The organism is Vogesella oryzae (genome assembly GCF_902829295.1).
Taxonomy (GTDB): domain Bacteria; phylum Pseudomonadota; class Gammaproteobacteria; order Burkholderiales; family Chromobacteriaceae; genus Vogesella; species Vogesella oryzae.
Genome location: NZ_CADEPL010000012.1, coordinates 55,403 through 76,836, shown reverse-complemented (window position 1 = coordinate 76,836; position 21,434 = coordinate 55,403). Strand labels below are relative to the sequence as shown.

Here is a 21,434-nt window from a genome sequence, read left to right as displayed (position 1 = left end):
CGATGCATTCCCTTTTCCCCGTTGTGATGGTGCTGCTGGTGGCGGTGTTGGCCGTGACCGCTTGCCGAAAATTCCGTGTCCCCGCGATGCTGGGCTACCTGGTGGTCGGCTTTCTGGCCGGCCCCGGCGTGATGCATCTGGTGCCGGAAGGCCCGGAAACCGAGTTCCTCGGCGAGATCGGCATCGTGTTCATGATGTTCTCCATTGGCCTGGAATTCTCGCTGGCCAAGCTCAAGGCCATGCGGCACCTGGTTTTCGGCCTTGGGCTGGCGCAGGTGCTGCTGACCATGTTGCTGGTGGGGGGCGTAATCGGCTTCATGAGTGGCAGTGCGCTGAGCGGTTTTGCCGTGGCGGCGGCGCTGGCCATGTCGTCCACCGCCATCGTCAGCAAACTGCTGTCCGAACGCCTCGAGCTGCCACAGCCGCACGGGCAGCTGGCGATGGGCGTGCTGTTGTTCCAGGACATCGCCGTGGTGCCGCTGCTGATTCTGTTGCCGGCTTTTGCGGCCAACTCTGACAGTCTGTGGCAGGACCTCGGACTGGCGCTGCTGAAAGTGGTGCTGGTGCTCAGCCTGCTGCTGGTGTTCGGGCAAAAATTGATGCGGCGCTGGTTCCATCTGGTGGCACGGCAGCGTTCCGGCGAGCTGTTCATGATCAACGTGCTGCTGGTGACGCTGGGCGTGGCGCTGATTACCCAGCTGGCCGGGCTGTCTCTGGCGCTGGGGGCGTTCGTCGCCGGCATGCTGATCTCGGAAACCGAGTACCGTTTCCAAGTGGAAGAGGATATCAAACCGTTCCGCGACATCCTGCTGGGCTTCTTCTTTATTACTGTCGGCATGCGGCTGGACCTGCATCTGCTGTTTGCCGAGTCCGGCAGCATCCTGCTGATGCTGTTGCTGCTGATTCCGCTGAAGCTGCTGGTGGTCTGGCTGCTGGCGCGCGTGTTCGGCCAGCGTAACAAGGATGCGCTCAAGGCCGCGCTGGCGCTGGCGCAGGGCGGAGAATTCGGCTTCGTGCTGCTGTCCTTGTCCGGCAATCTCAAGCTGTTGCCGCCAGTGATGGCACAGGCGGCCATCGCCGGCATCCTGCTGTCCATGCTGCTGGCGCCGTTCCTGATCCAGAACGCCGACAGGATCGTCAAGCGGCTGATCAAGCAGGACTGGACCATGCAGTCGCTGGATCTGCACCAGATCCTGGTGCAAAGCATGCTGAAGAACGAGCACGTCATCGTCTGCGGCTATGGCCGTAGCGGCCAGTACCTGGCGCGGCTGCTGGAAAGCGAGGATATCCCGTTCTTCGCGCTGGACCTGGACCCGGAGCGGGTGCGCGAAGCCGGCGAGGCCGGCGACTCGGTGGTGTTCGGCGATGCCGGCAAGCGCGAGGTTCTGATGGCGGCAGGAGTGATGCGTGCCAAGGCGGTGGTGATCACCTTTGCAGACACCCATGCTTCCGAGCGCATCATCGACGTGGTGCGGCAGCTGCGCCGCGATCTGCCGGTGATCGTGCGTACCATCGATGATTCCGACATGGCGCAACTGCGCGCCGCCGGTGCCGACGAAGTGGTGTCCGAGGTGATGGAAGGCAGTCTGATGCTGGCCTCGCACGCGCTGATGGTACTGGGAGTGCCGCTCAACCGCGTATTGCGCCGCATCCGTACCGTGCGCGAGCAGCGCTACGACCTGTTCAAGGGCTTCTTCCGTGGCGCCTCAGACGAGGTGGATGGCATCGAGGATGCGCAGCTGGAGCGCCTGCTGAGTGTGCAGCTGTTGCCGGGAGCCAGCGCCATCGGCATGCATATGGGTAATTTGCCGCTGGCCGAGCTGGGCGTGCAGATCAAGGCGCTGCGGCGCGGCAGCACCCGGTACACCGAGCTGACCCGGGACTTCGAGCTGGAAGAGGACGATGTGCTGGTGTTGCTGGGGCGGCCGGCGCCGCTGATGCAAGCCGAAAGCCTGCTGTTGCAGGGCGCCTGACACCAGCAGTAAAACAGAACGGCCAGTCTGCGCTGCAGGCTGGCCGTTTGGTTTTGTCAGCGATGTTTTATTTCTTGTGCTCGGGCTGTTTCGCTTGCGGCAGGATGGTGGTGATCTGTTTCTTCAGTTCCTGCTTCAGCGCCTGCTGTTTCTCGCCTTCGGTTTTCTTGCCCTTGACGATGGAGTTGAAGTCCAGCGCATACACCGGCTGGTTCAGCGGGCCGGTAATCTTTAGCGGGATGTTGACGCCATCAAGGCGGCTGAAGGCTTTCGGGTTGGCGCGCACGTTCAGCGTGTAATCGACGATGTTCTGCACCAGATCCACCTTGCCACCGCCGTTGACGTTGACCAGCGACGAGGCCAGCTGCAGATCCTGGCTGCGCGCGACGCCGTTTTGCAGATCGAAAGCGGCAGACAGCGCGGAGAAGGTGGTTTTCTGGTCCGGCTTGGCCGGCATGCTGCTGCTGTTCCAGTCTTTCAGCTCGCCCGGCAGGTCGCGTAGTGCCGACACCAGATCGATGCCGTTGAGAGCACCTTTTTCCAGCCGCACGGCAACCTTGCCGCTCAGGGTGTTGCGCAACGCCGCCAGCGAATTGCCGTGAGCGGTCAGCTGTACCCAGCCGTTGCCGGCACCTTCCACGCGGCCAACGTCGAACAGATCCTGCATCAGCGGACGAATCTGCATCCCCAGCAACTGCTGCGAGACCTCGAGCTTGGGTTCCTTGTCGCGCAGCAGGTGCAGCGAGCCTTTCAGTGCACCGTCGTAGATGGCGGCGCTGAGGTTATCCAGCGCCAGGCTTTCCGGCCGCGCGGTAACGTCGGCGCTGATGTCCTTGATGCGGAAGCGGCCCATCGACAGCTCGCCGATGGCCAGCTTGCCGCTCAGGTCAAGAAAGTCCATCCAGTCGAGGCGGAACGGCGTGCCGTTCTGGAACAGCGCTACCGCTTGCTGGGCCTGGTTTTCCGGCAGGTAGCGGTTCAGGTCCAGCTGGCCCAGCGACAGGGTGACTTCATGTCGCGGCGACAGGAAACCGTATTGGGTGGCGGTGGCGGACAGTGCCGCGCCATCGAGCTGGCCGGCAACCCGCAGGTTGAGGCGGCTCTCGTTCAGGTCGCCATCCAGTGCGCCGTCAAGTGTGGCCTGCAGTTGGCCGCGCGGCAGTGCCGGCGTTTTCAGCTGGGCGGAGAGGGTCAGCGGTTCCAGGCGCAACAGGTTATAGCCGGCCAGATTCAGTGGCGAGCGCAGTGTCATGCCCAGCGAATGCGAGCCCACTTGCCACGACAGCTGGCTTTGCAGCTGGCTGGCAAACGCGCCGTCGCGGGTCAGGCGCAGTTCGGCCAGCTGGCTGTTGAAGCGGTACTGGGTGCGCGCATAGTCCATCTGGCCATTGATGCTGGCGGCAGGCGTCGACAGCTCGGACAGGCTGGCATTGACCGCCGGCAGTAGCGCCTCGGCGTGGCTCTTGGGCAGCGAGCTGTCCAGCGTCAGCTTGATGTTTTCGCCGCTGGCCAGCAGGGTGCCGAAGTTGAGTTTGAGCTTGCCCTCGGCTTTCAGTCGCACCTCGCCCAGTTTGTCGGTGCTGCTGATGGCCAGTGCGCTCAGGTGCTCGATATTGACCTGGTCATCCTGGCGGGTGAACGGTGCCTGCATGGCCAGGCTTACCACCTGGTTGCCTGCCAGCAGCCTGCCGCCGAACGACAGCCGGGCATCGCTGCGCAGGCCTTCTACATCCAGACTGCCTTCTTCCAGCTTGCTGTTGCGGCCGTTGACACGATCTTCCAGCAGGATGGTGCTGCCGCGCAGGGCCATGGTGTCCAGGTCCAGTTTGAAGCGGCTGGGGTGGCGGCGGCGCAGCAGGTCGGCAAAATTGAGCGTGCCATCGCTGGCGCGCACCACCCGGACGGTGCTGTCGCGCAACGCCAGGTGGGTGATTTCCAGATCGCCGAACAGCAGCGGCAGCCAGGCCAGGCGGGCTTCTACCTCGCCGACGCGGGCAAACTCGTCACGGCGGCCCGGTTCGCTGATGCTGACATCGCCCAGCGCCAGGCCCGGGGACGGAAACAGCATCGGCGATAGCGAGCCATTGATGGTGATGGTGCGGTGGGTGTCGGCCAGCGAGCGTTGCAGGTTGATGCGCACGCTCTGGCTGTCAAAGCGCAGAAAGAACAGCGTCAGCGCCATGACCAGCAGGCTGCCCAGCAGCAGCAGGGTATAGACCGACACTTTCAGCCACAGGCGGCCGGAATTCCATTTCATTGTGCAGTGCCCGTTCCGGTTTAGTCCGCATGGCGTCTGCTCCGCGCACACGTAACCGGCAATAGCAACGGGAGGCAGCGCGGCAGCGTGCTGTTTTATGCGGCGGAATAGACGTGAAAGGCGGGGGTGGAGCGGGTGAAGGGAATCGAACCCTCGTCGTAAGCTTGGGAAGCTTCTGCTCTACCATTGAGCTACACCCGCGTCAGGTGAAGCGCGAGTATACGCATGCAGGGTGGCTTGCGCAACGTGGCGGGCCGCCGTTGCCGCTACGGATCGGCGGGTCAAATATTGTATATTGCCGGCAATGGCTGAACGCCGCTGTTGGCCATCCTGGCGACAAGTTGGCCGCAAGCGCGCCATGGCGGCGGCCGCCCCGCCTGTTATTACCCACGCACGGCAGCAATGCCGTTTGTCACCCGCACCACGAAACGGTAGCTGGCTGCCGTTTCGTGGCGTCTGTGGCTTTATCTGGAGCACGCATGAGCAAACTGCTGATTCTGTATACCGGTGGCACCATCGGTATGGACTACACCCCGCATGGACTGGCACCGGTTGCCGGCTATCTGCCGCGCCAGCTGGAACGGCTGGCGCGCCAAGGCGTCAGCTGGGATGTGGTGGAATATCCGCAACTGATCGATTCTTCCGCCATCACCATCGCCCACTGGCGCCAGCTGGTGGCGGATATTGCCGATGCCTACCAGCGCTACGACGGTTTCGTGGGGATCCACGGCACCGACACCATGGCCTACACCGCCAGCGTGCTGGCGTTCGCGCTGCACAATCTGCAGAAGCCGGTGATCGTCACCGGTTCGCAGCTGCCGCTGGTGCATCCGCGCAGTGATGGCTGGAACAACGTCGGCGTGGCCATCGAAGCGGCCTGCCAGTCCGATCTGCACGAAGTGGCGATTGCCTTCGACAACGTGCTGCTGCGCGGTTGCCGCGCGCGCAAGGTCGATGCCACCAGCTTTGCCGGCTTCGACAGCCCGAATGCGCCGCCGCTGGCGCGGTTCGGTATTGCCGCGCACTGGCAGCGCAGCCTGTGGCGGCAGAACCGCGGTGAATTCCGCGCCGTGCTGCCGCAAGAACAGGACATCCGCAGCGGCTTTTTGCTGCCTGGCGGCATGGCGGCGGCGTTCGGTCGCTGGTTGGCCGCAGACACGCCACATGGCGCGCTGCTGTTTTCCTACGGCAACGGCAACACGCCGGAAGAGCCGGCGCTGCTGGAGGGCATTCGTGCCGCCAGTGCTGCCGGCTGTGTGGTGGTGAACCTGACGCAGTGCCCGCGCGGCGCGGTGGAAGTGGGCGCCTATGCCGCCAGCCAGCCACTGGCGCAGGCCGGCGCGGTCAGTGCCGGCGACATGACGCCGGAAGCGGCGCAGGCCAAGTTGTTGTTGTTGCTGTCGCAAGGCTTGTCCGCGGCCGAAATCCGCGCCGCCTTCGGCCGCGATCAGGCCGGGGAAATCACGCTTGATTGATTAAAAAATGGGCTGGCCTGGTTTTGTCCTGTCGCGTCAGCCACTTGCCGCGCTTATCCACAAGCCGCTCACAATGCTATGCAAAACGATGCGGGATAATCTGTCGGCGGCTGACTAAAAAATAAGCATCCGTGACGGCGGCCTTTGGCATCAGCGACTTAGCACGGTTTTCCACAACGCGCCCACATCCTTGCACCCACAGGATGTGGGCGTTTTGCATTCCGTTGTGGACAAGCGCCGTGGTGCTGGCTGTGCGCGCTATAATGGCGGGCTATGTCAGCATTACGCATTGCCATTGTCGGCCCGGAATCCTGCGGTAAAAGCACCTTGGCCGCCGATCTGGCCGCCGCGTTGCAGCAGCATGGTATCGCCGCTGCGGTGGTGCCGGAGTATGCCCGCGACTATTACGCCAGCCGGGAATACCGCCCGACGCCGGCCGACGTGCTGGCGATTGCCCGTGGCCAGTTGGCCGCCGAGGCGGCGCAGGCCGCGCAGGTTGAGGTGTTGTTGTGCGATACCACGGTACTGACCTGCCGCATCTGGGCCGAGGTGGCATTCGGGGCGGCGGAAACGGCGCTGCTGGCGCTGGACCGGCCGCAGGATTACGCGCTGACCCTGCTGACGGCGGCGGATATTCCCTGGCAGTACGACCCGTTGCGCAGCCACCCCGAGCAGCGCGACTGGCTGTTCGGCCTGTATCGCGCAGCACTGGATGCTGCCGCTGTGGATTACTGTGTGGTGACCGGCAGCCGGCAGCAAAGGTTGGCCGCGGTGTGGCCGGCGCTGCGCGGATTATTACCGCAGTTGCCTGTTTTTTGTGCAACAGGCTGATTGTGCTGTTGTCTCAATGACTTGGATAGTTTGTCCACAGCTGGCTCACAAGGCTGTCCAGCCCAGATGTGGAAACTGAAAAGTGACTGCCTGTTTTTTAGTCAGTCGCAAAAAACGATGATGAATCAGCGGCTTGTGCGTCTTGTCCACAAGCGGCTCACAAGGCTGTCAAACGACAATGTGAAAAACGTTGGCCGCAGCCGGAAATATATGTGAATAACCATGCTTAAAGAAAATTACGCGCTGCAAGGCGACTACATTCCGCTGTGCGATCTGCTGAAAACCTGCGGTGTCTGCGATACCGGCGGCCAGGCCAAGCACTTCATTGCCGAGGGCAATGTGCTGGTGGATGGCCAGCAGGAACTGCGCAAGACCAACAAGATCCGCGTCGGTCAGGTGGTGAGCGGCGACGGTTTCGAAATCACCGTGGTGGCAGCGTGAGCGAGCCGCTGCTGGTCGGCGACGACGACTTCGACCCGATGCCGGAGGCACCGGAGGCGCCGACTGACGACATGTGTTGCGGCAGCGGCTGCGATCCGTGCGTGTGGGACACCTATAACGCGGCAGTGCAGGACTACCGGCGCAAGCTGGCGGACTGGCAACTGCGCGAAGCGGCGCGTAACGCGCGGCAGGAAGGCTGACATGGCCACCGTCGATCTGCATTTCCATTCCACCGCGTCCGATGGCGGCCTGCCGCCGGAAGAGGTGATCCGCCGCGCTGCCGAGCGCGGCGCCACGCTACTGGCACTGACCGATCACGACTGCACCGCCGGCATCGCCAGCGCGGCAGCCACCGCAGCAGCCTGCGGGGTACCGTTTCTGGCCGGGGTCGAGGTGTCGGTCACCTGGAATGACACCCACACCGTCCACATCGTCGGCCTCGGCATCGACCCGGACGACCCGACGTTGGCCGCAGGCCTGAAGTCGATCCGCGACGGCCGCATCGAGCGCGCGCGGCTGATGTCGGCGGCGCTGGAAAAAGCCGGCATCCACGGCGCCTTCGACGGCGCCATGCCGCTGGCGGCCAACCCGGAGATGATCAGCCGCACCCACTTTGCCCGTTTCCTGGTGCAAAGCGGGGTGGTGAAAGATGTGAAGGGGGTGTTCCGCAAGTATCTGGCCAAGGGCAAGCCGGGCTATGTGCCGCACCGCTGGGCCAGCCTGCAGGATGCGGTGGCGTGGATTCGCGCTGCCGGCGGCATGGCGGTCATCGCCCATCCCGGCCGCTACGATATGGGCCGCACGCTGATCGAGCGGCTGGTCACCGACTTCAAGGCCGCCGGTGGCGAAGGCATCGAAGTCGCCAGCGGCAGCCACAGCCTGGACGACATGCTCAAGTTCGCGCTGGTGGCGCAAAAATACGAGCTGTATGCCAGCGCCGGCAGTGATTTCCACGCCCCGGGCGAGGGTGGCCGCGATGTCGGCTACACCGAAAACCTGCCGCCGATTTGCAAACCGATCTGGGCACCGTTGGCCGCACGTATTCTGCCGCCGACCGCCGCCCCGGCCAGTGGAGCCTGAAGCATGGCCCAGTTCTTTGTGATTCACCCGGACAACCCGCAAGCGCGGCTGATCCGCGAGGCGGCCAAGATCATCCGTGATGGCGGCGTGGTGGTGTATCCCACCGACTCCTGCTACGCGCTGGGTTGCCATCTGGGCGACAAGAAGGCGATGGAGCGGCTGCTAGCCATCCGCCAGATCGATCTCAAGCACCATCTGACGCTGGTGTGCGCCGATCTGTCATCGCTGGCGACTTACGCCCGGGTAGACAATGCCCAGTTCCGGCAGCTCAAGGCCGCCACCCCCGGCAGCTTCACCTTCATTCTGGAAGCCAGCCGCGAGGTGCCCAAGCGCACGCTGCACCCCAAGCGCGCCACCATCGGCCTGCGCGTGCCGGAAAACCCGGTGGCGCTGGCGCTGCTGGCCGAGCTTGGCGAGCCGATCCTGTCCTGCACCCTGCTGCTGCCGGGTGACGAGGAAGCGCTGACCGACCCGTACGAAATCCGCGAGCGGCTGGAACAACAGGTGGATCTGGTGATCGATGGAGGATGGTGCGGCACCGAGCCCACCACCGTGATAGACATGACCGACGGCGTGGAACTGCTACGTCGCGGCAAGGGCGATCCGGCCATTCTTGGCCTGTAAAAAGGAAACTGCTTTGGACGAGATGAACATTATCCAGAAGATTTCGGTGTACGCACTGCCGGTACTGTTTGCCATCACCCTGCACGAAGCCGCACACGGCTACGTCGCCAAGCTGTGCGGCGACGATACCGCCGAGCGCCTGGGCCGCGTGTCGCTGAACCCGCTGCGTCACATCGATCCGGTCGGCACCATCCTGTTGCCGCTGATGAGCCTGGTGCTGGGTGGTTTCCTGTTCGGCTGGGCCAAGCCGGTGCCGGTACGCTTCGGCAACCTGCGCAAACCGCGCAGCGGCATGCGGCTGGTAGCGGCCGCCGGCCCGGCGGCCAACCTGCTGATGGCCATCGTCTGGGTGCTGCTGCTCAAGCTCGCCATCGTGATGGACAACAGCTACAGCCAGCCGCTGGCGCTGATGAGCCAGGCCGGCATCGGCATCAACGTGGTGCTGATGGTGCTCAACCTGATGCCGATCCTGCCGCTGGATGGCGGCCGCATCGTGGAAAGCCTGCTGCCGCCGCGTCAGGCCTACAGCTTTTCCAAACTGGAACCCTACGGCATGTGGATCCTGCTGGCGCTGGTGTTTACCGGCATGCTGTCGCCGATCCTGCGGCCGTTTACCAATTTCGTTTTCAATCTGCTCGGGCAGCTGCTCTGAGACCACCCCAACACCGGAACCTCATCCATGTTTGCCAACCGTATCCTCTCCGGCATGCGCCCCACCGGCAGCCTGCACCTTGGCCATTACCACGGCGTGATCAAGAACTGGGTCGAGCTGCAGCACAGCCATGAATGCTTCTTCATGGTGGCCGACTGGCACGCGCTGACCACCAACTTCGACGATGTCTCCATCATCGGCAAATCCATCAACGAGATGGTGATCGACTGGCTGGCTTCCGGCGTCGATCCGGAAAATTCCACCATCTTCGTGCAGTCCAAGGTGCCACAGCACGCCGAGCTGCACCTGGCGCTGTCGATGGTGACTCCGCTGGGCTGGCTGGAACGCGTGCCCACCTATAAAGACCAGATGGACAAGCTCAGCCACAAGGATCTGACCACCTATGGCTTCCTCGGCTACCCGCTACTGCAGGCCGCCGACATCCTGATCTACAAGGCCGGTCTGGTGCCGGTGGGCGAGGATCAGGTACCGCACATCGAGCTGACCCGCGAAGTGGCACGCCGCTTCAACCACATGTTCGGCCGCGAGCCGAACTTCGAAGAGCTGGCCAAGGCAGCAGTGAAGAAAATCGGCAAGGCCGGCAAGCAGTTCGACCAGCTGCGCACCGCCTACCTGCAAAGCGGCGATGCCGAGGCACTGGAACAGGCGCGCGAAATCCTGGCCAGCAGCCAGAACCTGGGCGCCGCCGACCGCGAACGGTTGATGGGCTGGCTGGAAAACAAGGGCAAGACCATCCTGCCGGAGTGCGAGGCCAAGCTGACCGCCGCCTCCAAGATGCCGGGCCTCGACGGCCAGAAGATGTCCAAGTCCTACGGCAACACCATCACCATGCGCGAGGCGCCGGAGGCGGTGTCCAAGAAAATCCGTGGCATGCCGACCGACCCGGCGCGCGTGCGCCGCACCGACGCCGGCAATCCGGAAAAATGCCCGGTTTGGCAGCTGCACGAGGTGTACAGCGACGGCGAAACCAAACAGTGGGTGAAGGCCGGCTGTACCAGCGCCGGTATCGGCTGTCTGGACTGCAAACAGCCGGTGATCGACGCCGTAGTACGCGAACAGCAGCCGATGTTCGAACGCGCCGAGAAATACCTGACCAACCCCAAGCTGGTGCAGGACATTCTGGCCGACGGCAATGCCCGCGCCGAGAAAGTCGCCCGCGCCACCATGGACGACGTGCGCGCCGCCATCGGCCTGGGGTATTAAGTTAAGTCTCTGGTAAGGTGGGGAATTATAGGGTTGGCAACGTGTTGAACTCTGCCTGTGCCTTTGTCCTTTACGAGGCCAGCATTCCCATCAAGGTTGGCCGCATGTCATGCGGCCAACCTTTTATTACCAGGTGAGTCATGATGACAACTGCTGAGATACGGCAAGCCCTTGAAGCTGATGCCGCCATTATTGCTGACTTGATTTACTCAACTTCGTTGGCGTGTTGCTTTACACCAGAACAACCATGCCCAGAGTGGTATAGAGAAAGCGTGCAGCCCGATAAGGTAGGTAGCCTTCTCAAATCGGAACATTTGAACTGGTTGGTGGCTACCCAAGGACAAGAGCTTGTTGGTGTTCTTGCTATTGGCGATAAGAACCATGTGAAATATTTTTTCACTCATCCTTCTTATCAAAACCAAGGTATTGGCAAACAACTTTGGCAGTTTGCCCTGCGCAACGGTGCGCTTGCCTACCCGCTCACGGTTCGCTCATCACTGTTCGCCGTGCCAGTGTACGAACGTCTAGGCTTCATCGCATCTGAGTCGCCAAAAATATTTAATGGCATGCACTATCAAACCATGGTGGCTGATCGTGGTTAAGCCACCATTCCCATGGTTTTCCATCAGTTCACGTTTTTTATTGTTTGTTGAGTTCACACGCTGTCAATGACCGATCCCGACTTCCAGCTCACCCCGCCCGAACTGCCTGCCGGCGTGCCGATTGCGCATGTGTTCGGCCAGCCGGTGCTGGAAGTGCCGCAAGACCTGTTCATCCCGCCGGATGCGCTGCAGGTGATTCTGGAAAGCTTCGAAGGCCCGCTCGACCTGCTGCTGTACCTGATCCGCAAGCAGAACCTGGACGTGCTCAACATCCCGATGGCCGAGGTCACCGCCCAATACATGGGCTACGTCGACGCCATGCGCGGCGGCCGGCTGGAGCTGGCGGCGGAATACCTGCTGATGGCGGCGCTGCTGATCGAAATCAAATCGCGGCTGTTGCTGCCGCGCCCGCCGGTGGAAGGCGACGACGACCCGGACGATCCGCGTGCCGAGCTGGTGCGCCGCTTGCTGGAATACGAGCAGATGAAGCTGGCGGCGCTGGAGCTGGACCAGCTGCCGCAGGCCGACCGCGACTTTGCTTGGCTGGCGGTGCTGGTGGAGCAATCCGCCGAGCAGCGGCTGCCGGAAGTCAGCCCGCTGGACCTGCGCCAGGCCTGGCTGGCGATCCTGTCGCGTGCCAAGCACAATCGCCACCACAAGGTGGAAAAGGACGAACTGTCGGTGCGCGAGCAGATGAGCTGGATCGTGCGCTATCTCGACGGCCGCGACTACGTGGCCTTCGAGGAGCTGTTCGATATCCACAAAGGTGTGGCGCACCTGGTGGTGAACTTCATTGCCGTGCTGGAGCTGGTGAAGGAGGGCATGATCAAGGTGAGCCAGGACGAACCGTACCAGCCGATTTATGTGCGGTTAGCGTTGGTGTAGTGGATGAATATCTAAGAGTTGAGGCGAAGGCTGCACCGCCGATTGGCGGGGCAGCCACCATCTGAAGAGTTGGGCAACGTTTCAGTGGTTAGCGCGTAGGCTCTATACCGGATTGCCATATTCGTTTGACTGCTCGTCGCCCTTGCTCGAGAGCCAAATGATGAGCGGGATGATACCGATAATTGTGAAGGCAATTAGCTGCCACCAACCGCTACGGTTAGTGTCATGTAGCCGTCTAGTTGCCGCCGCAAGAACAGGTAGAAAGAATGCAAGATTGATGATGCCCGAGACGATTTCAGATGAGTCGATAATCAACGAGCCCCAACTGAGTAGTACTGTAAACAGATAAAACCACCAATATTCTGGCCGCGATGCCCTGCCCTTGAAATCAACATATTTTGCTAAGCAGGTAGATATCGATTTCCCGAACGTCATTTGCTCGCCACGCCCAGGTGCTGCCGTGGTGCTAAAATCAGATGTCTTTAGTGCTGCGATGCTGGTTCCGCAGCTACCGCAGAAATTCACTTGAGCTGCATTTTCCTTGCCGCATTTTGGACAAAACATATCTTCTCCCTTTCTTCTTTGAAAAAAGCCAAGTAATGCAGGGACACTAAAATAAGATGTCCAGCAATAATCAGCGCCTAGCATGATGCATTTACCATTAAATGATAATGGCAAATGACAATGGGGCAAAATAACTTTGGTTGTCTGTTTGCTCGGTATCAAAACATGCGACAACCTTTTGCTTCTGAGTCGTTAATACCTTTCATCAGCCGCCGCATAATTCGAATGCTGGCGATGTTTGCAGGCAGGCAAGGTTGGCCAGTCGGGCGCGGCGACTAGCAGCCGGGGCCTCGCAAAACACGCACCACCGAAAGGAATCTCCATGCACACCCTCGGCCTGTTCGTACTGACGGCGCTGGCCGAAATTCTCGGCTGCTACTTGCCGTGGTTGTGGCTGAAAAAGGGTGCTTCACCGTGGTTGTTGCTGCCGGCGGCGGCCAGTCTCGCGCTGTTTGCCTGGCTGCTGACGCTGCATCCGGATGCCTCCGGCCGCATCTACGCAGCGTATGGCGGGGTGTATGTGTCGGTGGCGCTGCTGTGGTTGTGGCTGGTGGATGGCGTGCGGCCAACCTGGTGGGATGTCGCCGGGGTCGGGCTGTGTCTGGCCGGTATGGCGGTGATCATGCTGGCGCCGCGTAGCTGAGCGTAGGCAGTCCGTCTGCGGTGCGGCTGCAAAGCCGCACTGGCCGGCAAAAAATCGTGTAAAATCCGCGCCTTCCGTTCTGTTATGCCCGCTTCGGGGCTGTCATGTCGACCATTACCGACCTCGCTTATCTCAAGATCGTGCTGGAAACCGCGCTGCTGACCGCGCAGGAGCCGCTGACCGTGCATCAGCTGAAGAAGCTGTTCACCGAGGACGTGAAGGCCGCGCTGATCAATGACATCCTCGACGAAGTGCAACAGGCGTGGAAGGGCAGGGGCATCGAGCTGGTCAAGCTCGCCTCCGGCTGGCGCTTTCGGGCGCGCGCCGAGTTCACCCCCTACCTGAACCGGCTGACGCCGGAAAAACCGCCGCGTTACTCGCGGGCAGTGATGGAAACGCTGGCCATCATTGCCTATAAACAGCCGGTAACGCGCGGCGACATCGAAGCCATTCGTGGTGTGTCGGTGTCCACCAGTGTGATGCAGACCCTGCTGGAGCGGGGCTGGATCGAAGTCATCGGGCACAAGGATGTGCCCGGACGTCCCGGTCTGTATGCGACCACGCACAAGTTTCTGGATGACCTCGGCTTTGCCACCCTGCGCGATCTGCCGCCTCTGGCGGAGTTGTCGACGCTGGTGATTGCCGAGGCCCCGGCGGCAAGGGACGAAGAAGAGCCCCTCGTGGATGAGGCGCCCCGGGTGGATTGAGCGGCATACCGTAACGGTTACGCCGCGCAGGCATGCGCCACCCCCTACATCAGGAAGAAGCAAGCATTATGTCTAAAGGACAACGCAACAATTCGCGCCAGCCGCTGGCGCGTGTCCGTGGCCAGGAATCCGGCCAGTCCCGTAATCCGCATCCGCCGCGTGGCCCGCGTGGCCTCAGTTCGCTGAACGCGCCGGCAACGCCGCGCGCCAAGCCGGCGGCCAACGTTGGTCGCAGTGCTCCCCACGCCGATAGCCGCGGTCCAGCCGCCCCGGCGCCCAAGCGTCGCAGTGCCGATGGCGCCACCGCCCCGGCGCCGGTGCAGCACGAACGCCGCTTCGGCAACAAGAATGCCGCCATGCCGGCACCGGCAGGCGAGCAGCCGGCCGGCGAATTCGGCAAGGCCCGCCGCGAACATACCGGCGGCAAGGTGCAGCGCGCCAAGAAGCTGGCTCTGCGCGCACCGAACCAGAAGGTGGTTGACCGCTCGCAGCGTCTGCGCGAAACCCGCGTCGATATGGACGACATCGAGCCGGTACGCCTGCAGAAGGCGCTGGCTGCGTCCGGCGTCGGCTCCCGTCGCGAGATGGAAGAGTGGATCGAAGCCGGTTTTGTCACCGTCAACGGCAAGAAAGCCAGCCTGGGTGACAAGGTCGGCCCGCGCGATCGCGTGATGGTGAAGGGCGACAACATCAAACTGAAATGGGCGGACCGTCTGCCGCGCGTGATCATGTATCACAAGCAGGAAGGCGAGATCGTTACCCGTGACGACCCGGAACGTCGTGTCACCGTGTTCGACCGTCTGCCGCAGGCCAAATCCAGCCGCTGGGTGGCCATCGGCCGTCTGGACGTGAACACTTCCGGGCTGCTGCTGATCACCACCAGCGGCGAGCTGGCCAACCGCATGATGCACCCGAGCTTCGAGTTCGACCGCGAGTACTCGGTGCGGGTGCTGGGCGAGCTGACCCGCGAGCAGATGAGCGAGATGACCCGTGGCGTGGAGCTGGAAGACGGCCCGGCGGTGTTCCAGCGCGTCAGCGAAAAGGGCGGTGCCGAAGACGGCGCCAACCGCTGGTACAACGTGGTGATCCGCGAAGGCCGCAACCGCGAAGTGCGCCGCATGTTCGAACACTTCGGTCTCACCGTCAGCCGCCTGATCCGCGTGCGTTTCGGCAATATCGGCCTGCCACCGCGCCTGAAGCGTGGCCAGTACTACGAGCTGAACGAGTCGGAAGTGGCTGCAGTGATGAAGTGGGCCGGTCTGACCGCTACCGGGCAGGAAGCCCCGGCCCGCGGCGGCAAGCGCGCCCCCCGCTAAGCGTTAACCCCGACGCCTCCGGCTTGTGCCGGAGGCGTTGTTTTTGATGGATGAGCAGCATGAGCAAAGCGTTTACCCGTGAACAGGACGACGATCAGGATGACGATCTGCCTGCCGAGCAGCGCCTGCCCGCGTCAAGCAAGAATTACATCACCCCCGGCGGCTGGCATCGCCTGCGCCAGGAGCTGAACCAGCTGGTGAAGGAAGAGCGCCCGCACATGACGCAGGTGGTGAACTGGGCGGCCAGCAATGGCGACCGCTCGGAGAATGGCGACTATCTGTATGGCAAACGCCGCTTGCGCGAGATAGACCGGCGCATCCGCTTTCTGACCAAGCGGCTGGAAGCGGCCGAGGTGGTGGACCCGGAGCTGCGCGAAGCCACCGACCAGGTGTTTTTCTCCGCCACGGTGCTGATCCTGCGCGGCGATGGCAGCGAGCAGTTGCTGTCCATCGTCGGCGTGGACGAGATCGACCTCGCCAAGGGGCATATCAGCTGGATTTCGCCGATCGCGCGCACGCTGATCAAGTCGCGCGAAGGCGACGTGGTGTATTTCCGCGGGCCGCAAGGCGAGGAGGAGATCGAGATTCTGGAGGTGCGCTACACGCGGATCGAGTAGCGCGGCAGAAGTTGTGTATTGCATGCGGCCAACCTGCGGGTTGGCCGCAGTCGTTTCACGGCGCGATGGCGTGCTTGGCCATGGCCTGGTTTACCGCCAGCCAGCCGCGGGTGGCGTCCTCGCCGGCTTCGGCGAAGGCCTGCATCAGCAGCTTGGCCTGTTCGCGGTGCAGCGCTTCTTCCAGCTTGCGGCCTTCTTCGGTCAGCCGCAGCTCTTTCACCCGTTTGTCGTGGGCGGCGGTGCCGGCGACGATCAGGTCCATTTCCATCAGCTGGCGCAGCGGGATATTGATCGCCTGCTTGGTGACATCCAGACAGCCGAGCAGATCCTTGACCGACAGCCCCGGGTACAGCGCCACGAAGAACAGAATGCGGTGATGCACCCGTGCCAGGCCGCGCTTGGCAAGCATTTCGTCCGGCTTGTCGGTGAAGGCGAGATAGGCGTGAAAGAAGGCTTTCATCGCATCGCGCAGCAAGGTGTTGGGCAGTGGTGATTGCATGTTGACGTGTGCGTCAATAGACGTTAGATTGGTCAAACAATTTGACTTAAAGCATACCTGTCAGCCAAGGAGAGTACCATGTTTTCCGAACGCGTCGAACGTCTGTCCGGCTCCCTGATTCGCGAGATTCTCGCCGCCGCGCAGCGTCCGGAAGTGATTTCCTTTGCCGGTGGCCTGCCGGCCGCCGATTGCCTGCCGAAGCTGGATTTTGCCGGCGTGCCGGCCAACCTGGCGCAATACGGCACCAGCGAAGGCGAGCCGGAATTCCGCGCCGCCGTGGTGGAGGAACTGGCGCGTATCGGTTTGCACGTGGATGCCTCGCAAGTGCTGGTGCTGTCCGGTTCGCAACAGGCGCTGGACCTAGCCGCCAAGCTGTTCATCGATCCGGGTACACCGGTGATCACCGAAGGCCCGACCTACCTGGCCGCGCTGCAGGTATTCAAGCTGTTCGGTGCCGACATCACTACCGTGCAGCAGCAGAGCAATGGCCAGCTGTCCGCTGCCTCGCTGCAGCAGGCCATCGCTGACAGCAAGGCCAAGCTGGCGTACCTGATCCCGACCTTCCAGAACCCGTCCGGTGCCTGCTATAGCGAGCAGACCCGCCAGGAACTGGCGGCAGTGATCGAAGCCGCCAAGCTGCCGGTGATCGAGGATGATCCGTACCGTGCGTTGTCCTACGACGGCGAGGCACCGAAGCCGCTGGTGACCCATCTGAAAGACGCACCGTGGATCTACTGCGGTTCGTTCTCCAAGACCCTGGCCCCGGGGCTGCGCATCGGTTACCTGGTGGCGTCCAGGGACCTGATGCCGTACCTGGTGAAGCTGAAACAGGCCGCCGACCTGCACACCAACCGCCTGGGTCAGTGGTTCAACACCCAGTGGCTGCAAAGCGGCGATTACCTCGGCCATCTGAAACAGCTGCAGCAGAGCTACAAGGTTGGCCGCGACGCGATGCAGGCGGCGCTGGAAAAACACTTCGGTGATATCGCCGACTGGCTGGTTCCGCAAGGCGGCCTGTTCTTCTGGCTGACACTGAAGCAGCCGCGCGATACCCGTCCGCTGTTGAAGGTGGCGCTGGAACAGCACAATGTGGCCTTCATGCCGGGCGAGGCGTTCTACGCCAATCCGGAGCAGGGCATCGGCCACCTGCGCCTGAACTTCAGCCATGCCTCGCCGGAACGCATCGAGCAGGGCATCGAACGCCTTGCCAGCGTGATCCGCGCTGCCTGATGCTGCAGGTTGGCCGCAGGGATGCGGCCAACGTTGTGACAAGTAAAAAGCCACCTTGCGGTGGCTTTTTTGTTGCTGCCGTTTGGCCGTTCAGGCCAGAGCGGTTTCGTCTTCCAGCATGGTGACGTTTTCCAGGCCGGAGCGGAATACCGCCTGCTGCAGGGTCTGAATCGCCTTCTTGCGGAAGAACTGGCGACGCGTTACCAGCAGCACGCGGCGTTGCGGTACCGGTTCGGCAAACGGAATCAGCGATAGCAGGTTTTCGTCACCCGGCGCTACCGAGGTCTGCGGCAGCACGGTAATGCCCATGCCACTGGCCACCATGTGGCGGATGGTGTTCAGCGAGCTGCCCTGTACCATCGATGCCAGGCTGCCGGACTGGTGCTGGCGGCTGGCAACCTCGCTGCAGGCCTGCAGTACCTGGTCCCGGAAGCAGTTGCCCTGTGCCAGCAACAGCACGCTCTCGTCGCGCAGTTCGTCCGGACGTACCGAGCTGCGTTTTTCCCACGGATGGCCCTTGGGCGTCGCGACCACGAACTTTTCGTCGTACAGCGGATAGGCCTCGATGCCGGCCTCCTCGAACGGGTCGGCCACGATGATGGCGTCCACTTCGCCGCGCTTGAGCATCTCTGCCAGCCGCGCGGTGTAGTTTTCTTCCAGAATCAGCGGCATGTCCGGCGCCAGGATGCGCAGCGCCGGAATCAGCTTGGGCAGCAGGTAGGGGCTGATGGTGAAGATCACCCCCAGCTTCAGCGGACCGGCCAGTTCGTTCTGGTGCTCGCCGGCCAGGCGTTTCACCATCTCGGCTTCTTCCAGCACGCGTTGCGACTGCTCGATGATGCGCTCGCCGATTTCGGTCACCGCGACTTCCTGGCCGCCGCGCTCGAACAGGGTGACGCCCAGTTCGTCTTCCAGCTTCTTGATGGCGATGGACAAGGTGGGCTGACTGACAAAACAGCTCTGGGCTGCCCGACCGAAGTGGCGCTCGCGCGCCACGGCCACGATGTAACGCAGTTCGGTAAGGGTCATGGTGTCAGCGCTGGTGCTCCGGCAGCACGATGTTGACTTCCAGCACTTCGAAGTCGTCCTGGCGCTCGACCTGTACCTTGATGTCGTCCAGGTTGACGGCCACGTACTTGGAGATCACTTCCATCAGTTCGCGCTGCAGCGCCGGCAGGTAGTCCGGTGCGCTACGGCCGTTGCGTTCGTGCGCCAGGATGATCTGCAGGCGTTCGCGGGCGATGGATGCGGTTTTCTGGCGTTTGCCGAACAGCATATCGATCAGGGACATGGCTTAGCCTCCGAACAGGCGCTTGAGGAAGCCGACTTTCTCGGCATCCAGGAAACGCATCGGGCGGGTTTCGCCCAGGAAGCGGGCCACCACGTCGGTGTAGGCCTCGGCGGCATCGGTACCCTTCTGGTGGATGGCCGGGGTACCGGAGTTGGAGGCCTGCAGGATGGCCTGCGATTCCGGGATCACGCCGATCAGGTTCACGCGCAGGATTTCCTTCACGTCTTCCACCGACAGCATCTCGCCCTTGTCTACGCGGGAAGGGGAGTAGCGGGTCAGCAGCAGGTGTTCCTTCACCGGCTCGCGGCCTTCGATGGCACGGCGGGACTTGGAGGCCAGAATGCCGAGGATACGGTCGGAGTCACGCACCGAGGACACTTCCGGATTGGTGACCACGATGGCTTCGTCGGCAAACAGCAGTGCCAGCAGTGCGCCTTTTTCGATACCGGCCGGCGAATCGCAGACGATGTACTCGAAGCCCATTTCGCCCAGCTCCTTCAGTACTTTCTCCACGCCTTCCTCGGTCAGCGAATCCTTGTCGCGGGTTTGCGAGGCCGGGATCACGAACAGGTTATCGCAGTGCTTGTCCTTGATCAGGGTCTGGTTGAGGGTAGCCTCGCCGTTGATCACGTTGATCAGGTCGTATACCACGCGGCGTTCACAGCCCATGATCAGGTCCAGGTTGCGCAGGCCGACGTCAAAGTCGATCACCACGGTCTTGTGGCCACGCAGGGCAAGGCCGGAGGAGAAGCTGGCGCTGGTGGTGGTCTTGCCTACGCCACCCTTGCCGGAGGTCACAACGATGATTTTTGCCACGATGGGGATTCCTTAACTTTGCGAGTTCTCATGCACCGAGCGCGTTCATGACGAGGCGCTCGTTCTCAAGGTAAATCTGTGCCGGCTTGCCCTGGATGCTGTCGGGCAAGGCCTGTTCGATGGTGCGGTACACGCCGGCGATGGATACCAGTTCGGCTTCCATGCTCTGCACGAAGATGCGCGCCTGGGTATTGCCACGGGCACCGGCGAGGGCGCGACCGCGCAGCGGGGCGTACACGTGGATGCTGCCGTCGGCGATGATCTCGGCGCCGACATTGACCATGGCCAGTACCACCAGATCGCCCCCCTTGGCGTAGATCTGCTGGCCGGCGCGCACCGGGCGGTCGATCACCATGGTGCTGGCCGGTTGCGGCGCGGCGGAAGCGGTTTCCACCTCTGGCGCCGCGGCAGCGGCTTCGACCGGCTGCTCGCTCTGGCGCGGAGTATGGCCAGGGCGGACATAGGCCAGCCCGTGTTGACGCGCCAGTGCGGCGACAGCGTGGTCACGGTGACGCAGGGCAATGATGGTAATGCCTTTGGCCAGGAACAGCTGGCGGATACGGGCCAGGTCCAGGCTCGCCGGCTGGTCGATGGCGTCCAGGTCCAGCAGGAAGGCTTCGCTCTGGCTTGCATCCACCTTGTCGCCGAAGCGGGCTTCCAGCGCGGCGGCCAGTGCAGTGCAGTCACCGCTGCGCAGCAGGATGGCCAGCAGGTCGAGGCTGGCGGATTTGATATCAAAAAGGTTGGCCGCTTGGCTCATTGTCTGGTTTCACTAACAGATAGATTTAATTTATGACGGCGAGTGTATAGCGTTGGGCTAAGCGTTTCAACGCGCAGGGCCGGCTTTTCGGCAGTCCGGGTGGACAGGGTGGCAGTGTGGCGCTCTGGTCATTGCCGTAGTCATCGCATGGCAGCATTGTGCCGCTTGTCATTCTGCTGTCATCTGCGGTCGGCAGACTGGCGAAAGCTGTTGTAAAAATAGTTACTTAGCCATGCGGTTGTGCGAATCTACTTGACATTGTTGCGGTGCAATATATGATTCGGGTTGTTGCAGCGCAACATCTGGTCGACACAAGTTACTAACGGTTTTGCTGCTGAGTAGTTATTCACTGAAAAGGATTATCTCCATGTTTACCAACGCACAAGAATTCTCCGCTTTCGGTCAGGCCCAGTTCGACAAAGCCGTTCGCCTGTCCTCCATCATGCTGGCCAGCGCCGAGCGCCTGACCAACCTGCAACTGGAAATCGCCCGCAAGGTCATGGCTGAAAATGCCGAGACCGTTAAGCAGCTGACCGGTATCAAGGATCCGAAGTCCTTCGCCGAATTCCAGGCTGGCCTGGTACAGCCGAACCTCGACAAGACCCTGGCGACTGCCCGCGAAGTGTACGACGCTACCGTTGCCGCCCAGACCGAACTGACTTCTTTCGTTGAAGAGCAGGTTGCCGAAACCAACAAGCAGGTGCTGGAAGCACTGGACCGTCTGGCCAAGCATGCGCCGGCCGGTTCCGAGTCCGCCGTGCAAGTGCTGAAGAATCTGGTGTCCTCCGGTAGCGCCGCTTTCGAAAGCGCTTCCAAGACTGCCAAGAAAGTCGGCTCCGATTTCGCCGAAGCCAGCGTAGAAGCCGCCGAGACTTCTGCCAAGGCTGCCGGTGCTGCGGTAAGCCGCGCCCGCAAGACTGCTACCCCGGCCGCCTGATTCGCCGGGT

General features: G+C 62.2%; 24 protein-coding genes and 1 tRNA gene. 17 read left to right on the top strand and 8 right to left on the bottom strand.

The window, feature by feature from the left end:
* Positions 1-2: 2 nt before the first annotated feature.
* Entirely contained in the window at positions 3-1,973 is a 1,971-nt protein-coding gene (locus tag HU218_RS05070; RefSeq protein ID WP_174873849.1) for a monovalent cation:proton antiporter family protein, read from the top strand.
* 67 nt (positions 1,974-2,040) lie between these two features.
* Here the strand turns inward: HU218_RS05070 and HU218_RS05065 are convergent, their stop codons facing one another.
* A complete protein-coding gene (locus HU218_RS05065; RefSeq protein WP_174873848.1) occupies positions 2,041-4,230 on the bottom strand; it encodes an AsmA family protein in 2,190 nt (729 codons plus the stop codon).
* Between the two features lie 127 nt (positions 4,231-4,357).
* Positions 4,358-4,431, bottom strand: a tRNA-Gly gene (locus tag HU218_RS05060).
* A gap of 278 nt (positions 4,432-4,709) precedes the next feature.
* Between HU218_RS05060 and HU218_RS05055 the strand changes: the two genes are divergently transcribed.
* From HU218_RS05055 to HU218_RS05010, 10 genes are all read left to right on the top strand, one after another.
* Entirely contained in the window at positions 4,710-5,705 is a 996-nt protein-coding gene (locus tag HU218_RS05055) for an asparaginase (protein WP_174873847.1), read from the top strand.
* Positions 5,706-5,978: 273 nt separating this feature from the next.
* Complete coding sequence (locus HU218_RS05050; protein WP_174873846.1) at positions 5,979-6,536, top strand: AAA family ATPase; 558 nt, start codon at positions 5,979-5,981, stop codon at positions 6,534-6,536.
* 222 nt (positions 6,537-6,758) lie between these two features.
* Positions 6,759-6,977, top strand: coding sequence for an RNA-binding S4 domain-containing protein (locus HU218_RS05045; protein ID WP_174873845.1), 219 nt, complete (start codon positions 6,759-6,761; stop codon positions 6,975-6,977).
* On the top strand, positions 6,974-7,177 hold the full coding sequence (locus tag HU218_RS05040; protein WP_246210723.1) for an oxidoreductase-like domain-containing protein: 204 nt from the start codon (positions 6,974-6,976) through the stop codon (positions 7,175-7,177). The genes HU218_RS05045 and HU218_RS05040 overlap by 4 nt, the downstream gene beginning before the upstream one ends.
* Before the next feature lies 1 nt (position 7,178).
* Entirely contained in the window at positions 7,179-8,057 is an 879-nt protein-coding gene (locus HU218_RS05035) for a 3',5'-nucleoside bisphosphate phosphatase (RefSeq protein ID WP_174873844.1), read from the top strand.
* Positions 8,058-8,060: 3 nt separating this feature from the next.
* Positions 8,061-8,681 (top strand): L-threonylcarbamoyladenylate synthase, encoded by a 621-nt coding sequence (locus HU218_RS05030; protein WP_174873843.1) that lies wholly within the window; start codon positions 8,061-8,063, stop codon positions 8,679-8,681.
* A 22-nt stretch (positions 8,682-8,703) separates the two neighbouring features.
* Complete coding sequence (locus tag HU218_RS05025) at positions 8,704-9,333, top strand: site-2 protease family protein (protein ID WP_246210722.1); 630 nt, start codon at positions 8,704-8,706, stop codon at positions 9,331-9,333.
* Between the two features lie 27 nt (positions 9,334-9,360).
* Positions 9,361-10,557 (top strand): tryptophan--tRNA ligase, encoded by a 1,197-nt coding sequence (locus tag HU218_RS05020; protein ID WP_174873841.1) that lies wholly within the window; start codon positions 9,361-9,363, stop codon positions 10,555-10,557.
* Between the two features lie 140 nt (positions 10,558-10,697).
* Positions 10,698-11,159 (top strand): GNAT family N-acetyltransferase, encoded by a 462-nt coding sequence (locus HU218_RS05015; RefSeq protein WP_174873840.1) that lies wholly within the window; start codon positions 10,698-10,700, stop codon positions 11,157-11,159.
* A gap of 66 nt (positions 11,160-11,225) precedes the next feature.
* Positions 11,226-12,044: a segregation and condensation protein A gene (locus HU218_RS05010; protein WP_174873839.1), complete on the top strand. Its 819-nt coding sequence runs from the start codon at positions 11,226-11,228 to the stop codon at positions 12,042-12,044.
* Positions 12,045-12,146: 102 nt separating this feature from the next.
* On the opposite strand, the gene HU218_RS05005 is transcribed toward HU218_RS05010, so the two are convergent.
* Positions 12,147-12,692 carry a DUF805 domain-containing protein gene (locus HU218_RS05005; protein WP_217450715.1) on the bottom strand — a complete coding sequence of 182 codons (546 nt, stop codon included), beginning with the start codon at positions 12,690-12,692 and terminating at the stop codon, positions 12,147-12,149.
* A gap of 238 nt (positions 12,693-12,930) precedes the next feature.
* Between HU218_RS05005 and HU218_RS05000 the strand changes: the two genes are divergently transcribed.
* The 4 genes from HU218_RS05000 to greB all read left to right on the top strand — a co-directional run bounded on the left by HU218_RS05000 (position 12,931) and on the right by greB (position 15,891).
* Positions 12,931-13,251 (top strand): YnfA family protein, encoded by a 321-nt coding sequence (locus HU218_RS05000; RefSeq protein WP_174873838.1) that lies wholly within the window; start codon positions 12,931-12,933, stop codon positions 13,249-13,251.
* A gap of 104 nt (positions 13,252-13,355) precedes the next feature.
* Positions 13,356-13,958, top strand: a complete 603-nt coding sequence (gene scpB, locus HU218_RS04995; RefSeq protein ID WP_174873837.1) for an SMC-Scp complex subunit ScpB — start codon at positions 13,356-13,358, stop codon at positions 13,956-13,958.
* Positions 13,959-14,026: 68 nt separating this feature from the next.
* On the top strand, positions 14,027-15,274 hold the full coding sequence (locus HU218_RS04990; RefSeq protein WP_174873836.1) for a pseudouridine synthase: 1,248 nt from the start codon (positions 14,027-14,029) through the stop codon (positions 15,272-15,274).
* Positions 15,275-15,333: 59 nt separating this feature from the next.
* Positions 15,334-15,891, top strand: a complete 558-nt coding sequence (gene greB / locus HU218_RS04985; protein ID WP_174873835.1) for a transcription elongation factor GreB — start codon at positions 15,334-15,336, stop codon at positions 15,889-15,891.
* 55 nt (positions 15,892-15,946) lie between these two features.
* On the opposite strand, the gene HU218_RS04980 is transcribed toward greB, so the two are convergent.
* Positions 15,947-16,390 (bottom strand): MarR family winged helix-turn-helix transcriptional regulator, encoded by a 444-nt coding sequence (locus HU218_RS04980; protein WP_217450714.1) that lies wholly within the window; start codon positions 16,388-16,390, stop codon positions 15,947-15,949.
* 78 nt (positions 16,391-16,468) lie between these two features.
* Here HU218_RS04980 and HU218_RS04975 point away from each other — a divergent pair, with 78 nt between their 5' ends.
* Entirely contained in the window at positions 16,469-17,620 is a 1,152-nt protein-coding gene (locus tag HU218_RS04975) for an aminotransferase-like domain-containing protein (RefSeq protein WP_174873834.1), read from the top strand.
* A gap of 90 nt (positions 17,621-17,710) precedes the next feature.
* Here HU218_RS04975 and HU218_RS04970 read toward each other — a convergent pair whose 3' ends face one another.
* The 4 genes from HU218_RS04970 to minC are packed head-to-tail and all read right to left on the bottom strand — an operon-like array spanning position 17,711 to position 20,487.
* Positions 17,711-18,649, bottom strand: a complete 939-nt coding sequence (locus HU218_RS04970) for a LysR substrate-binding domain-containing protein (RefSeq protein WP_174873833.1) — start codon at positions 18,647-18,649, stop codon at positions 17,711-17,713.
* Positions 18,650-18,653: 4 nt separating this feature from the next.
* The gene (gene minE, locus HU218_RS04965; RefSeq protein ID WP_088966615.1) at positions 18,654-18,911 is read right to left on the bottom strand and encodes a cell division topological specificity factor MinE; all 258 of its coding nucleotides are present in this window, start codon (positions 18,909-18,911) and stop codon (positions 18,654-18,656) included.
* 3 nt (positions 18,912-18,914) lie between these two features.
* Complete coding sequence (gene minD / locus HU218_RS04960) at positions 18,915-19,727, bottom strand: septum site-determining protein MinD (protein ID WP_174873832.1); 813 nt, start codon at positions 19,725-19,727, stop codon at positions 18,915-18,917.
* Positions 19,728-19,755: 28 nt separating this feature from the next.
* Positions 19,756-20,487 carry a septum site-determining protein MinC gene (gene minC / locus HU218_RS04955; protein WP_174873831.1) on the bottom strand — a complete coding sequence of 244 codons (732 nt, stop codon included), beginning with the start codon at positions 20,485-20,487 and terminating at the stop codon, positions 19,756-19,758.
* A gap of 367 nt (positions 20,488-20,854) precedes the next feature.
* On the opposite strand from minC, the gene HU218_RS04950 reads away from it, so the two are divergent.
* Positions 20,855-21,424, top strand: coding sequence for a phasin family protein (locus tag HU218_RS04950; protein ID WP_174873830.1), 570 nt, complete (start codon positions 20,855-20,857; stop codon positions 21,422-21,424).
* Positions 21,425-21,434: the final 10 nt, after the last annotated feature.

Coding starts and splice junctions, on each gene's coding strand:
- HU218_RS05070 (WP_174873849.1), top strand. CDS start 3: ATGCATTCCCTTTTCCCCGTTGTGATGGTGCTGCTGGTGGCGGTGTTG.
- HU218_RS05065 (WP_174873848.1), bottom strand. CDS start 4,230: ATGAAATGGAATTCCGGCCGCCTGTGGCTGAAAGTGTCGGTCTATACC.
- HU218_RS05055 (WP_174873847.1), top strand. CDS start 4,710: ATGAGCAAACTGCTGATTCTGTATACCGGTGGCACCATCGGTATGGAC.
- HU218_RS05050 (WP_174873846.1), top strand. CDS start 5,979: ATGTCAGCATTACGCATTGCCATTGTCGGCCCGGAATCCTGCGGTAAA.
- HU218_RS05045 (WP_174873845.1), top strand. CDS start 6,759: ATGCTTAAAGAAAATTACGCGCTGCAAGGCGACTACATTCCGCTGTGC.
- HU218_RS05035 (WP_174873844.1), top strand. CDS start 7,179: ATGGCCACCGTCGATCTGCATTTCCATTCCACCGCGTCCGATGGCGGC.
- HU218_RS05030 (WP_174873843.1), top strand. CDS start 8,061: ATGGCCCAGTTCTTTGTGATTCACCCGGACAACCCGCAAGCGCGGCTG.
- HU218_RS05025 (WP_246210722.1), top strand. CDS start 8,704: ATGAACATTATCCAGAAGATTTCGGTGTACGCACTGCCGGTACTGTTT.
- HU218_RS05020 (WP_174873841.1), top strand. CDS start 9,361: ATGTTTGCCAACCGTATCCTCTCCGGCATGCGCCCCACCGGCAGCCTG.
- HU218_RS05015 (WP_174873840.1), top strand. CDS start 10,698: ATGATGACAACTGCTGAGATACGGCAAGCCCTTGAAGCTGATGCCGCC.
- HU218_RS05010 (WP_174873839.1), top strand. CDS start 11,226: ATGACCGATCCCGACTTCCAGCTCACCCCGCCCGAACTGCCTGCCGGC.
- HU218_RS05005 (WP_217450715.1), bottom strand. CDS start 12,692: ATGCTAGGCGCTGATTATTGCTGGACATCTTATTTTAGTGTCCCTGCA.
- HU218_RS05000 (WP_174873838.1), top strand. CDS start 12,931: ATGCACACCCTCGGCCTGTTCGTACTGACGGCGCTGGCCGAAATTCTC.
- scpB (WP_174873837.1), top strand. CDS start 13,356: ATGTCGACCATTACCGACCTCGCTTATCTCAAGATCGTGCTGGAAACC.
- HU218_RS04990 (WP_174873836.1), top strand. CDS start 14,027: ATGTCTAAAGGACAACGCAACAATTCGCGCCAGCCGCTGGCGCGTGTC.
- greB (WP_174873835.1), top strand. CDS start 15,334: ATGAGCAAAGCGTTTACCCGTGAACAGGACGACGATCAGGATGACGAT.
- HU218_RS04980 (WP_217450714.1), bottom strand. CDS start 16,390: ATGCAATCACCACTGCCCAACACCTTGCTGCGCGATGCGATGAAAGCC.
- HU218_RS04975 (WP_174873834.1), top strand. CDS start 16,469: ATGTTTTCCGAACGCGTCGAACGTCTGTCCGGCTCCCTGATTCGCGAG.
- HU218_RS04970 (WP_174873833.1), bottom strand. CDS start 18,649: ATGACCCTTACCGAACTGCGTTACATCGTGGCCGTGGCGCGCGAGCGC.
- minE (WP_088966615.1), bottom strand. CDS start 18,911: ATGTCCCTGATCGATATGCTGTTCGGCAAACGCCAGAAAACCGCATCC.
- minC (WP_174873831.1), bottom strand. CDS start 20,487: ATGAGCCAAGCGGCCAACCTTTTTGATATCAAATCCGCCAGCCTCGAC.
- HU218_RS04950 (WP_174873830.1), top strand. CDS start 20,855: ATGTTTACCAACGCACAAGAATTCTCCGCTTTCGGTCAGGCCCAGTTC.